This window comes from Chryseobacterium sp. MMO-72, from assembly GCF_037146035.1.
Lineage (GTDB): Bacteria > Bacteroidota > Bacteroidia > Flavobacteriales > Weeksellaceae > Chryseobacterium > Chryseobacterium indicum.
Map to the genome: position 1 here is coordinate 24,271 of NZ_JBBCWG010000014.1, position 14,118 is coordinate 38,388.

General features: G+C 37.1%; 9 protein-coding genes. 3 read left to right on the top strand and 6 right to left on the bottom strand.

Going from position 1 to position 14,118, the window contains the following annotated elements; translation table 11 throughout:
• Positions 1-61 precede the first annotated feature (61 nt).
• The 6 genes from WFH39_RS17015 to WFH39_RS17040 all read right to left on the bottom strand — a co-directional run bounded on the left by WFH39_RS17015 (position 62) and on the right by WFH39_RS17040 (position 10,524).
• Positions 62-871, bottom strand: a complete 810-nt coding sequence (locus WFH39_RS17015) for a glycoside hydrolase family 16 protein (protein ID WP_336690749.1) — start codon at positions 869-871, stop codon at positions 62-64.
• Between the two features lie 489 nt (positions 872-1,360).
• Positions 1,361-3,583, bottom strand: a complete 2,223-nt coding sequence (gene bglX / locus WFH39_RS17020; RefSeq protein WP_336690750.1) for a beta-glucosidase BglX — start codon at positions 3,581-3,583, stop codon at positions 1,361-1,363.
• Positions 3,584-3,707: 124 nt separating this feature from the next.
• Complete coding sequence (locus tag WFH39_RS17025; protein ID WP_336690751.1) at positions 3,708-5,180, bottom strand: glycoside hydrolase family 30 protein; 1,473 nt, start codon at positions 5,178-5,180, stop codon at positions 3,708-3,710.
• A 21-nt stretch (positions 5,181-5,201) separates the two neighbouring features.
• Positions 5,202-6,050: a hypothetical protein gene (locus WFH39_RS17030; RefSeq protein WP_336690752.1), complete on the bottom strand. Its 849-nt coding sequence runs from the start codon at positions 6,048-6,050 to the stop codon at positions 5,202-5,204.
• A gap of 18 nt (positions 6,051-6,068) precedes the next feature.
• Positions 6,069-7,613 carry a RagB/SusD family nutrient uptake outer membrane protein gene (locus tag WFH39_RS17035; protein WP_336690753.1) on the bottom strand — a complete coding sequence of 515 codons (1,545 nt, stop codon included), beginning with the start codon at positions 7,611-7,613 and terminating at the stop codon, positions 6,069-6,071.
• Between the two features lie 10 nt (positions 7,614-7,623).
• Entirely contained in the window at positions 7,624-10,524 is a 2,901-nt protein-coding gene (locus WFH39_RS17040) for a SusC/RagA family TonB-linked outer membrane protein (protein WP_336690754.1), read from the bottom strand.
• 177 nt (positions 10,525-10,701) lie between these two features.
• Here WFH39_RS17040 and WFH39_RS17045 point away from each other — a divergent pair, with 177 nt between their 5' ends.
• The 3 genes from WFH39_RS17045 to WFH39_RS17055 all read left to right on the top strand — a co-directional run bounded on the left by WFH39_RS17045 (position 10,702) and on the right by WFH39_RS17055 (position 14,000).
• Positions 10,702-11,889, top strand: coding sequence for an MFS transporter (locus WFH39_RS17045; RefSeq protein ID WP_336690755.1), 1,188 nt, complete (start codon positions 10,702-10,704; stop codon positions 11,887-11,889).
• A gap of 23 nt (positions 11,890-11,912) precedes the next feature.
• The gene (locus tag WFH39_RS17050; RefSeq protein ID WP_185204411.1) at positions 11,913-12,701 is read left to right on the top strand and encodes an NUDIX hydrolase; all 789 of its coding nucleotides are present in this window, start codon (positions 11,913-11,915) and stop codon (positions 12,699-12,701) included.
• A 120-nt stretch (positions 12,702-12,821) separates the two neighbouring features.
• Complete coding sequence (locus WFH39_RS17055) at positions 12,822-14,000, top strand: acyl-CoA dehydrogenase family protein (RefSeq protein ID WP_087709898.1); 1,179 nt, start codon at positions 12,822-12,824, stop codon at positions 13,998-14,000.
• Positions 14,001-14,118: the final 118 nt, after the last annotated feature.

The following is a 14,118-nucleotide window of genomic DNA, read 5'->3' on the forward strand; positions in this document are numbered from 1 at the left end:
CTAAATTTTCTTTGAAAATTTATCCACCCCTCCAAAGGAGGGGAATTTTGGGTCCTATATTTTATTTATTCTGATAAATTCTTACGTAATCGATCTCATATTTCTGAGGAAAAATGGTATCATCAATTCCCTCTTTTCCACCCCAGAAACCTCCGACAGCAAGATTCAGTATGATGAAATATGGCTGATCAAAAGGCCATGCTTCATAGGTTTTTTCTTTGTTTTCATAGGTGAAAAATTTCTGATCATCAATATAAACATCAATTTTCTCCGGCGTCCAGTCTGCTTTGTATACATGAAACTTCTCACTCGCATCTTTCACAATCAAAGTATCCGTTTTTTGAGTTCCGATGATGTGGTTATACTTTTTGGTATGAACCGAAGCATGAATGTATCCCTGATTAAATCCTACATGTTCCATGATATCCAGTTCTCCGTCATCGGGCCATTTTTTCATGTTTTCGCTCATCATCCAGATCGCAGGCCATGTTCCGCGACCTTTTGGGAGTTTGGCACGAACCTCAACAGTCCCGTACTGAAAGGAAAATTTACCTCTCGTCAATAATCTTGCAGAAGTATATTTATTCTTTTCCCAGTTTTCTTTTCTGGCTTCAATGATTAAATTTCCGTTTTCAACTCTTGCATTTTCCGGACGGTTTTTTGTGTAAAACTGAGCTTCATTATTACCGTAACCGTCGCCTCCGACATCGTAATTCCATTTCGTAGAATCAGGCAATCCTTTATAATTAAATTCATCACTCCAGATTAACTTTCTGCTGGAATCTGGTTTGTTTGAAGCACAATGTACTGTTGAAAAAACGAGAGTTCCTCCGATGATGAAATGGAAAATATGTTGAAGGTTTATTTTCAAAGTTTAATGTTTTAGGTTTATATTTTAACGCAAAGATTTATTAATTACAAAATGTTCAGTGAGCAAAGATTGCGACCAATCACTGATGAAGCATTATGATAAACGTTAGCTTCATCAAATCAGCTTTGCTGATTCTTCTTTGCCTCCTTAAAATCAATAATTCGTTTTTTAATCTTTGCGTTAAAAATTCTAGATTAAGATTTAATTATTATTTAATTTATTATCAACACTTGTCATTCTGAGGAACGAGGAATCTATTTTAAATGTTGGTCATTTACCACTTTGCTTCATTCTGAATGACAACAATATGTTTAAAAGTTAATTTAATTATTTTCAAAGTTTGTCGTGCTGGAAGCATCTCTCTAAGTTATATGTAGATTCTTTCAGAATGACAAATGTTTTGTTTAATTAATATTTTTATAAAAAACGTTCATTCTTCTACCGCCAAAAGCGGGTTTTATCCCGCTCTTAGTAAGTAAAAAAGTAATATTATTTTAACCAATTAATTCTTTTTGTCTGAACATTTTTAGAATCGGTTCCCACCATGATGTCGAATTCTCCGCCTTCCCAGTCGTAATTAAGCTGGTCGTCATAAAATTTCAGATTTTCAGGAGTTAAACTGAAACTGATGGTTTTCGTTTCTCCTTTTTTAATGAAAACTTTCTGGAAGCCTTTCAGTTCCCTTACCGGTCTTACCACTTTTCCGAACAAATCTCTGATGTATAACTGCACCACTTCTTCCCCATCATAATTTCCACTGTTGGTAACATTTACGCTGATGTTTAATGTCTGATTTCCTTTAAGATTATTTGAGCTTAAATTCATATCAGAATATTTAAACTGCGTATAACTTAAACCGTAACCAAACGGAAATTTCGGATCATTATCAAGATCAATGTATGCTGAAACGTAATTTCTGTCGGTATTGTTTTTTGCAGGTCTTCCTGTATTGTAATGATTGTAGTAAACAGGAATCTGACCTTCCGTTCTCGGGAAAGTCATCGGAAGTTTTCCGCCCGGATTTACTGTTCCAAAAAGAACATCTGCAATAGAGTTTCCGGCTTCCGTTCCCAGCCACCAAGTGTACATGATTGCCGGAATATTGTCTGCTGCCCAATCAAAGACAAGAGGTCTTCCCGCGTTGATCATTAAAACAATCGGCTTTCCTGTTTTGGCAATTTCTTTCAAAAGATCTTCCTGAACTCCGGAAAAATGGATGTTGCTTCTGCTTTTTGCTTCACCGCTCATAGCATGACCTTCTCCTAAAGTCATGATCACGATATCTGCTTTTTTCGCTGTTTCCACCGCTTCCGCAAACATGGATCTATCCTGATCGTCAACATTTGCTCCTTTTGCATAAAGTAAAGTGGAATTCTTATCCAATTGATTTTTAATTCCGTCAAACTGAGTTACAATTCTTTGGTTATCATCTTTAAAAGCCACCGACCAAAATCCGTGGTTGGCAGAAGTTTCTTTTCCGAAAGGACCAATTAAAGCAACCGTTTTTACAGATCTTGAAAGAGGTAAAATGTTTTTCTCATTTTTAAGCAAAACGATGCTTTTTGAGCCAAATTCTCTTCCGAATTTTCTGTTTTCCTGATTGTTGGTCTGTTCCTGCTGTCTTTTTTCACTGCTGAACCGGTAAGGATCGTCAAACAACCCCATCTCGAATTTTTTAACCAAAATTCTTTTTGCGGCATCATCAATCAGCTTCGGATCTACTTTTCCTTCTTTAACCAGATTGGGAAGTTCTGCCATATAAGCGCGGCTTTCCATATCCATGTCGCTTCCTGCATTTATTGCTTTTTCCGCCGCTTCTTTATTGTCTTTTGCGTAACCGTGAGGAACCATTTCACCAATACTTCCCCAGTCTGAAACCACGAAACCTTTATAATTCCATTTCCCCTTTAATAAATCTCTTAAAATGTATTTGTTTGCCGTTGCCGGAATTCCGTTGATGTCATTAAAAGAGTTCATGAAAGTCGCCACTCCGGCTTCAGCCGCTGCTTTGAAAGGAGGAAGATAGGTTTCGTTCAATTGTCTCAAACTCATATCAACAGAGTTGTAATCTCTTCCGCCCACTGCTGCTCCATACGCTGCAAAATGCTTTGCACAAGCCATAATAGCATCCAGATTTCCAAGACCTTTTCCCTGAAAACCACGGATTCTGGCTAGACCGATCTGGGTTCCCAAATAGGTATCTTCCCCAGAACCTTCCATTACTCTTCCCCATCTCGGATCTCTTGCAATGTCGACCATCGGTGCAAACGTCCAGTGAATTCCATAAGCCGAAGCTTCTGTTGCTGCGATTCTTTCGGATTTTTCAATTAGTTTTAAATCCCAGCTCGCTGCCTGACCTAAATTTACAGGAAAGGTTGTTCGATATCCGTGAATGACATCCTGTCCGAATAATAAAGGAATTCTCAATCTCGATTTTAACGCTAATTCCTGAAATTTTCTGGTTTCTTCTGCTCCTGCCACATTGAGCATTGAACCTACTTTTCCCTGTTTTATTTCATTTAGAACACTTGCAGAATTGGAATTTTGCGGACCTGTTGCGTATTCAAATCCTGAATACTGAACAAGCTGTCCTACTTTTTCTTCTAACGTCATTTTCGACAAAAGTTCTGAAACTTTCTGATCAATTGTCTTTTGTGCGAATGTATTGATTCCAAATGCTGTAACTGCCAATAAGAAATAAACTCTCTTCATTTTAATCTAATTTTAATTATCTGTCCTTTTGAACTATTTTTCTTAACCTGAAGTTCAGGATAAATTTATTTAACAAAGAACAAAAAGTTTTCAATCATTACAAATTTTAACAGATATATTTGTCTTAAAAAATATAAGTCGCTGTAGAAATTCCCGGCATACTTACCGAAGCTGTCTTCTGATTATATTTTATGTTGAATGCTTTATCTGTAGAGTTGCTGTTCTGAACAATTAATACTGTTTTTCCTGCCGGAGTTTTAAAAGCTACCGTGGAAAGGTTATCTGATTGTGTAGAAGCAATTCTCTGGGAGTTTGCCGGAACAAATTTTGAAGCGTGGGCAATAATATAATAGGCAACATTTTTGTCGTAACCCGTACTTCCGTTTATGGTAATTGCCCCTTTGCATTGGGTACATCCTCCCGGTGTATGAGGTCCGAATGAAGCATCATTGGCTACATTCCATTCCAAAGCATTTTTGCTCCAGTTTCTCATGGAACCTATGATAACATTTTTCATGTGCCAGTCCAGATCTCCTGAAAAAGCACCTGTAGAACTGGTCCACTGTTCTGTAAAATAGACGTTTTTATTGGGGAATAGATTATGTACTGTTCCCAAAGCAGAAATATCTCCTGCATACAAATGGAAAGCCGATCCGTCAACATAAGGATTTGCCGCTGTATCATTTAAAACCGCTAAAGGATACGTCGGATTATCGCAATTGTGATCATAAGCAATGATCTTTGTATTAATATTGGCAGTCTGAAAAGCAGGACCTAAATTATTTTTAATAAAAGCTGCCTGATCTCCTGCCGACATATACATGCTTGGATTATTTCCCGGATGTAAAGGTTCGTTTTGCGGAGTTATGGCATCAATTTTAATTCCCTGAGTCTGCATTGCCTGGATGTATTTTACGAAATATTGCGCATACGCCGCATAATATTCAGGTTTTAAACTTCCCCCCATTGTGTTTCCGTTGTCTTTCATCCAGACAGGTGGCGACCAAGGTGTTGCTAAAATTTTAATATTCGGATTAATCATCAGAATATCTTTCAGCATCTGGATCAAAGCCTGATCTTTGGTTAAGCTGAATTGAGCAAGCGTAGGATCAGTCTGTCCGGTCGGCATATCGTCATACGAAAAAACTTCGCTGTTGAGATCCGAAGCCCCAATGCTGATTCTCAAATAACTTACCCCAATCCCTGAAGCGCTGAACAGATCATTTAACAATTCCTGTTTTTTTGTCGCACTCAGCTGATTGATTACCTGTACACTTCCTCCTGTAAGCGTATATCCGAATCCATCTATTGTCTGAAACATTTGTGAGCCGTCTACTTCAATGGTAGTTCCGGCTGCTGAAGTTCCTGAGAAATAAGAGGTTCCCTGCTGTTGTAGTTTCACGGTCTGATCTCCTTTCGTTAACCACACCTGTACCGGATCTCCGGAAGTATTTCCTCCGTTACCGCTGTTTCCGGAATTATCTGTATTATTGGATAAATCCGAAGAGGTACTGCTGCAGTTTAAAAAAGAAAGAAGCGCTACACCGCAAAGTGCAGCACTTCTAAGTACGAAACTATATGAATATTGTAATTTCATATCAATTTAATTGTGTGAAGATTATTGAATTCTGCGGAATTCAACCTTATCAATACTAAGGCTATTTACAGTGCCCCCTCCACATTTAATTTCCAAATAAACGGTTCCTGTTGTTGTAGCTGTATAAATTCCGCCATTCTTCGATCCGTTGCATCCGACAGACGAAACTTTTCCTTTGAATTTGCTTGTTCCACAACCATCCCAAGTGTTGATGTTTCTGTAAACTGTTCCCCCTACATCCTGTCCCGTCACCGGAGCCGTATTTAGAACATAAACCTCGAACCATGTATTCACTAACGGTGTATCAGAGGAAGCTACCATATCGATGGAATATTTCTGTCCTGCCACAACATTCACAGCCTGATAAATACCCTGCTGACTGCTTCCACTTGCAACAATTGTAGCTTTACCGTTAGCAAAAACCCATTGAGCCCCTGAAGCGCTGATTTTGTGAACAGACCATTTTGCAACTTCATCAGGTGTATCGAATCTTCCTCCCTGAATCATATTTCCGGAAATCGGGTCTGAAGTAGGGACAACAACAGTCTCACTGGCAGTTCCTCCGACAACTCCACCAATACCTACCGCCTGATGCTGAATAACATAAGTTCCCGCATCTGGAAGGAAAAGGTTTTCTTCTCCTTTCCCATTATTAAAACCATCGCCATCAATATCCCATCTTGAATTAATATAGTTGTTATAAATTCTTTTTAATAAATAATGGTTTTCCGATGTTTTAGTCACCTTAAAAGAAGCATCTAAAGCTCCCTGATCAATCGCATTTCCGTCAACCGTATCGGGGGTACAGCTTCCAAGAAATAAAATCGCAGAACTTACTAAAAGACTTTTATTTATATATTTAGTTATCATGTTTTTAATTGTATTTAATTAATATCCAGGATTTTGTTTAAGAATAGTTCCTGTAAGCTCTGTAAGAGGTATAGGCATGATTTCGTTTTTACCTGCTACAAAACCTTTTGAAGCTAGTTTTGCAGAAGCATCTCCCCATCTTACAAGATCAAAAAAACGATGTCCTTCTCCTGCTAATTCCCTTCTCCTTTCATCTTTAATAGCCTGTAAACTCACTGGTACCGGAGCTAACCCAACTCTTGCTCTTACAGCATCCAGTAAAGCCTGAGCTCTTGAACCTGTACCGTTAAGTGCTTCTGATTCCATTAGATAGGTATCTGCAAGTCTTATTAGAATATAATTCTGTCTGTAATTTAATTCTGAAGCACCCGGTAGATTTGTAACTTTATCTTTTGTAGGCATAAACTTATTAAAGAAATATCCTGTATCCATATATGCAGGAGAATAATCAGCTTTACTCTGTTGCTTCAGCAAGTTCATATTCAGTATTGTAGCATCTCTTCTAGGATCTGTCTGCATAAAGTTGTAAAGATCTGTTGTTATGACATTGAATGCCCATCCCGAAACAATATCAGGAGCATCCGCCGACTTTTTGTTATAAGATCTCGGTGCTGTCATAATGCAAATAGAGTTTCCTTCATCTTTTCCCTGCCCCCAAAAACTCCAATCTGAATTTGCTTTATTGGTATGCATTACTTCGATGATGGATTCTGTGCTGAATTTATAAGGATCATTAGCTTCAGTTATCGGCGCAGACTTAAATAGATCCGCATAATTCGCTACTAATTTATATCCGTACTGGCTGGTTCCGCCTGGTGTTCCGTTAACATCAGCAAACTGTGCTGCTGCTTCATTTTTTTTATTTTCGTAAAGATAAACCTTACCCAATAATGCTTTTGCAGCACCTTGGGTTAAACGTCCTTTCTGATCTCCTGAAACCGTCTTTGGCAGATTTGGAATTGCTTCAAGCAAATCTGTTTCTATTTGAGCATAAACGGCAGACGGAGCTACCTGCGGAACATTGAAAAGATCATCTGATGCTGTAAATGGTTTTAGAATTAAAGGTATATTTCTGAAAATACGTACCAGATCAAAATAGTATAACGCACGAAGAGCTTTTGCTTCTGCAATAAATCTGCTCTTTGTAGTCTCATTCATTACTGCATTCGGAGCTCTCAGAATCAGTGTATTTGCTCTTGCAATTCCCTGATAGTAATCACTCCAATAACTTGCAGGCATTGTATTCGGATTAATCTGAAAATTTGATGCCCCCTGAATTCCGGCTCCGTCTGTTGCACTCCCTCCTCCTGCGTAAAAATCATCAGAAGCTGCGTTATAGAAAGTTACCAGATTTTCAAAACCTCCTGCATATTTGCGCAAAGGATCATACGTACCTACAAGGGCGAAAAAACATTCCTGCTCATTTCTGAAAAAGTTTTCAGATAAAAATGTCCCCGGATTTGTCTTTTCTTCAAGATCAGCATCCGTACAAGATATATTCATTGCAGACAAACTTAAAAGTAAAGAAGCCGCAACAGTTATTTTTAAGAATTTATTTTTCATTATATTTTTTTTAGAAAGTTACATTAGCACCAAACATAAATGATCTTGCCTGCGGATAAAATGCTCTGTCAATTCCGAAAGAATCTCCTGCTGCGATCTCTGGATCATACCCTGTATATTTTGTAAAAGTAAAAAGATTTTCACCTGTTACATAAAGTCTTAGTTTACTAACTCCAAATTTTTGAGTTAAATCTGTAGGCAAGGTATATCCCACCTGTACAAGCTTAATACGGAAGTAATCTCCTTTCTGTAGATACCAGTTAGACATTCTTGAATAGTTTTTGTTAGGATCATCTCTTGTAACTCTTGGATTTACGTTTGTAGATCCTTCACCTGTCCATCTGTCTAAAATTTTTGTCTGATAATTGGCATCCAGCATATCAAGTCTTCTTAGTCCCTGAAATATTTTATGTCCTGCAGCTCCCTGTCCAAATACCATTAAATCCCAATTTTTATAGCTAAGATTCAATGTAGCTCCAAAATTAAATTTAGGTATTGAGCTTCCTAAATACACCTTATCATTATCATCAATTACCCCGTCTCCATTAGCATCCTGCCAGATAAAATCTCCCGGTTTTGCATTCGCCTGAAGCATTTGTCCGTTTGAATTTACATAGGAGTTAATCTGCGCCTGATTTTGAAATACTCCCAAGGTTTGGAAACCGTAGAAAGATTTATAAGGTTTACCTACAATTGTTCTTTGTACAGGACCCATCGATTGGAAGCCGCTTTCGTCTAGATATTTAGTTCCTGTTTCTAATGTAAGAACTTCATTTTCATTATATGCAAAGTTTGTATTTAATGAAAATGTAAAATCATTCCAGTTTTTCTTATATCCTAGTTCTACTTCCACACCGCGATTTTCCATATCTCCTACGTTAGCAATATAAGGAGCAGAAACTCCTACATACCCCGGAATTTTAATCGGTCGTAAAATATCAACTGTTTTTTTCTTGTAAAAATCCACCGATAAATTAAAGTTCGTAAACAATTTAAGATCAGCAGCAATATTTACCTGTCTCGTTGTTTCCCATTTAAGATCAGGATTCGCCAAAGAACCTGGCGCATAGCCTGTCATTACAGTATTATTTCCGTTGGTGTAGTTAAAGCCTGATAAAAAGAAGCTCGAAAATCTAAATGTTTCGATACCATCATTCCCCAGTGTTCCAAAACCTCCACGGAATTTTAAGCTGTTAACAACATTATTTTGTGGCCAGAAACTTTCATTATTAACGTTCCATCCCAAAGAGAAAGACGGGAAAAGACCCCAGTGATGATTTGGACCAAAAAGTGAAGAGCCATCATAACGTAATGTCCCCGTTAACAAATATCTATTATCATAATCATAAATAAGACGTCCAAAATAAGAAGCTTTATTCCATTCTACATTGTCCCATGCATTTGAAGTTCTGTTTTCTGAAGGTAAAGCAAAGTTAAATGAAGCGTCCTGATAGCTGCTTATTGGAAGATTTGTATGGGTAATTGTCTGCCCGTTTCCAATATTATAATCATAATATCCCGTTCCCAATAAAACATTAATATTATGCTTTCCGAATTTATTTTGATAGTTTAATGTGTTTTCTAAACTCCATTCAAATTTATTCTGTGAAGTGCGACTTAAGCTGTTATTTACCAGATTACTGTAAGTAGGACTCAAATAGAATAACGGAGTAAAACTCTGGCTTCCCCAATAAGCTTTTTTACCGTTTAAAGATGATTTAAATGTGAAATGATCTAAAAATCTAACTTCAGCATAAACATTTGCAATAAAATCGTCTGACCAATTAAAGTTTCCAAGTTGAGTGTATCTGAAAGCTTTCGGGTTAGACATCTCCTGATTTACATAGGGTGAAATTCCGTAAGGATTACCGTTTTCATCTCTTACAATGTACGGATTTGTATACATCGCCGGATCTACCATAGAAAAATTATTAACAACAACAGGAGTAATAGGATCAAGATTTACTGCTGAACTTAAAGGCCCGCCGAACTCACCATTAGAGTTAATCCCCTGGCTTTTCTGATGTGTATATCCAAATGTCTGTCCTAAAGTAAGCCAATCTGTAACTTTATGACTGGAATTAATTCTGGCTGTTAACCTTTTGTAGTAAGATATATCACTCATTACAATACCAGACTGATCATAATATCCAAAAGATCCGTAGAATAAAGACTTATCGTTTCCTCCCTGAACACTTACCTCATGATTTTGTCTCTCGCCTGTACTGAAAATCTGATCCTGCCAGTCTGTCCCTTTTCCAAATGCTGAAGGATTCTGAAATCTGACCTGTTTTCCGTCATTGGCAAAACCTTCATTAATAATTGTAGCATATTGTGTAGCGTCCAGAAGATCTAATTTTCTTGCAGCGTTACTTATACCGTAGAAACCATTATAAGTAAGATTCAGTCTTCCTCTTTTACCTTTTTTAGTAGAAACCAGAATTACCCCTCTTGCAGCAGAAACTCCGTAAATTGCAGAAGAAGCTCCATCTTTCAATACTTCAATACTTTCAATGTCGGACTGGTTTAGCCATCCGATTCCGTCTACCACAATCCCGTCAACAACCCAAAGCGGATCATTATTAGAGGAATAACTGGTAACCCCTCTTACTCTAATTGTTGCACTGGATCCCGGCTGGCCCGAGTTAGAAATTACATTTACACCAGCAGCTCTTCCTTGCAGAACCTGCTCCGGTTTTCCGGCTGGGATTGCCTCAATGTCGCTTGCTTTGATACTCGAGATGGCTCCCGTCACATTACTCTTTTTCTGAGTACCATAACCAATCATGACTACTTCCTCAATTTTCTGTTCTTTTGGAAGGGTGTCGTTCTTTGTGTTTTGGGCACTGAAATTTGCAGTGAAATACAGCACCGCAACCATGCCTAAACTTCTAGATATTCTTACATTCATATACAGTTAGTTTTTTAATTCTCAAATTGAGACAATAAAAATATATTTTTTTTTAATTATTTAACATTTTATTAATAACTATTTTAATATTTCCTGTATTTTTGGGCATTTGAAGGCATAAATTTTTCTTCAGAAACAGTAAAAATTTCAAAAAAACAGATAAAATCAATCCCCAAAATGACGACCAAGCTCTCGAAAATATCGCTTCCGCTTAAACTGACTTTTCTAATTTTCTCTATGGTGCTAAACTGCATGGGCATTGTAATTCTTCAGCTTTCGGAGGCAAAAATTACTTATGATAAGCTTGGCTTTTTAGAGTCTTTTAAGGATCTTCCCATTGCATTTATTTCACTTTTTGCCGTTAATTTTATCAGCAAAACCGGAACAAAAAAATCCCTGATTTCAGCTCTAACAATTGTTGGGATATGCTCTCTTATTTTGCCTTTCGTGGAAGTATTCTGGTTTTATAAATTATGGTTTGCCATCATCGGAGCTTGTTTTGCGATTGGGAAAATATGTGTATTCGGAATTATCCGGAACAATATTTCGGACGAAAAATCTTTAGCAAAAACTATGAACAGTGTAGAAGCGTCCTTCATGATCGGTGTTTTCGTTGTAAATATAGGTTTTGGATGGATTATTTCAAGCCGGTTTTCAGAATTCTGGAAATTCGGATTTTTATCCATCTCTGTATTATCGGCAATAACGATCTTTTTATTTTCAAAACTTCCTGTTTCGGAGCCTGAAAAGATGAAGAATGAAAATATTTTTAAAGAAGTTGCCGGAATTGCCAATCCTTTAATTATTATATTTTTAGGGGTAGTTTTTTCGATTGTTTTTATAGAGCAAAGCTTTAATTCGTGGCTGCCGTCTTTTTACAAGAATCATTTAAAAGTAAATTCTTTTTTTGCACTTCAGGCATCTTCGTTTTTAGCTCTGTTTTCTTATATTGGAAGAACAGTTACGGCTAATGTTATCCAGAGATTTTCTTTGACGAAATATTATATTCTGTGCTTATCATCCATTGTTATAGTGCTTTTAATCATTATCGGAATACAATTTTCAGGAATGGACGATTCTAAGATCCTGCTGTTTCTCTTCCCTGTTATCGGATTGTTTTTATCTCCGCTTTATCCTGTCATCAATTCTAAGATGATTGCCACAATCGATAAGTCGAAAGCCAATGTTTTCACCTCGCTGATTGTTATTTTTTCATCATTGGGAAGCTCTGTAAGTTCAATCATCATGTCGGTTTTATTCGGAAATCAGCTTCTGAATTACTATTCTGTGTATATTTTATCTGCTGTTATTCTGTTGTTTACAATTAGTTTAATTTATTTTAGATTTGCAGATAAAAAAATTTAGAAAATAATTTTATTTTTACTCCCATGAAAATCAAGAACGAAAAAAGCAAGGAAACACTTCAGGAACTTATTGATACAAAAGATTTTGTAGCACACGTATCTGTAGACTGCACGATATTTGGTTTTCATAACAATATCCTGAAGGTTTTACTCTTAAAATACCACGACCTCGATTTATGGTCTCTTCCCGGCGGTTTTGTCTTTAATGATGAAGATCTTCGCGAAGCGGCGGAACGTGTTTTATACGAAAGAACACATCTTCAGAATATTTTCCTGAAACAGTTTCATACTTTTGGAAGAATCGACAGGACGGAAAACAATGTTCACCAGATTTTGCTTAAAAACAAAGGCGTTGAAGTGCCTAAAGATCACTGGATCTTCCAGCGTTTTATTACAGTAGGATACTGCAGCCTGATTGACTTTTCGATGGCAAATACTTTTCCGGATGCTTTCAACGAAAGCTGCGAATGGTTTGAAGTTGATAAACTGCCCAAAATGGCATTTGACCACGACAGAATTATCGAAACCGGACTGGAATATCTCAGAATGAACATCAATACCGAAGTAGCGGCGAGTAATCTTCTTCCGGAAAAATTCACCATGAAAGATCTGCAATGTCTGTATGAAACGATTTTGGGTGAAAAATTCAGAAGAAATAATTTTCAGCGTAAAATTTTAAGTCTTAATATTTTAGACCGACTGGAAAAACTGTATGACGGTTCTGCCAATAAAGCTCCGTATTTGTACAAGTTTAAAACCAGAATCTACAATCCGACAAATCAGTACCCTATTTCCAACGAAGAAGAAAATTAAATTTTGATGTTTTGTATCTGGAATCTGCATTAAACATCTAAAAATCAACAGATAAAAGTCATTTAAAAAAAATTTCTCTGAAATAGTGAAAAGTCTTATTTTTAGGAAAATTAAAATATAATGTCATATTATTCCCTTACCAGCATTCCCGATTATTACGGGATCGATGCTTTACTTACTGAAGAACATAAACTTATCCGACAGTCTGTAAGAGACTGGGTAGAAAGTTTTGTGATGCCGCAGATTGATCATGCTGCCCAAAACCACACCGACATCCCGAATTTAATGAAGGAATTGGGACAAATCGGAGCTTTAGGACCTTATATTCCGGTTGAATACGGCGGTTCCGGACTGGATCAGATTTCTTACGGTCTGATTATGCAGGAGCTTGAAAGAGGGGATTCTGCGGTGCGTTCTGCTGCCTCTGTACAGAGTTCTCTGGTAATGTTCCCTATTAATGAATTCGGTTCAGAAGAACAGAAAAGAAAATACTTACCCAAACTAGCTGCCGGGGAAATGATCGGTTCTTTCGGTTTAACGGAGCCAAACCACGGTTCTGATCCGGGTTCTATGGAAACGCATTTTAAAGACATGGGAGATCATTATCTTCTGAATGGGGCTAAAATGTGGATCACCAACTCTCCTCTTTGCGATATTGCCGTAGTCTGGGCGAAAAATGAAGAAGGAAAAGTTCAGGGACTGATTGTTGAAAGAGGAATGGAAGGTTTTACAACACCTGAAACTCACAATAAATGGAGCTTAAGAGCTTCAAAAACAGGAGAACTGGTTTTTAATGATGTAAAAGTTCCAAAAGAAAATCTTCTTCCGGGAGTAACAGGACTAAAAGGACCTTTATCTTGTTTAAATTCAGCAAGATATGGTATTTCATGGGGGGTTATCGGAGCAGCTATTGATTGCTACTGTACTGCAGTTCAGTATTCTAAAGAAAGAAAACAGTTCGGAAAACCTATCGGATCTTACCAGTTGCAGCAGAAAAAATTAGCAGAATTTTTAACTGAAATCACTAAAGCTCAGTTGCTTTGCTTACAGTTAGGAAATCTTAAAAACGATCATAAAGCAACTCCTGCGCAGATTTCCATGGCAAAAAGAAATAATGTGAAAATGGCGATTGATATTGCCAGAGAATCCCGCCAGATTCTTGGAGGTATGGGAATTATGGGTGAATTCCCGATGATGCGCCACGCCGCAAACCTAGAATCTGTGATTACTTATGAAGGAACTCACGATGTTCATTTATTGATTACAGGTCTTGATATTACAGGAATTAACGCCTTCTAAGAGAGAAAATTTTGTAATAAATAATACACAGTCTGATCAGTTTCTGGTCAGACTTTTTTCTTTTTAAAAAAAAATGATATTCGCTGAATAATTATTGATATGATAAAATTACCGCTGT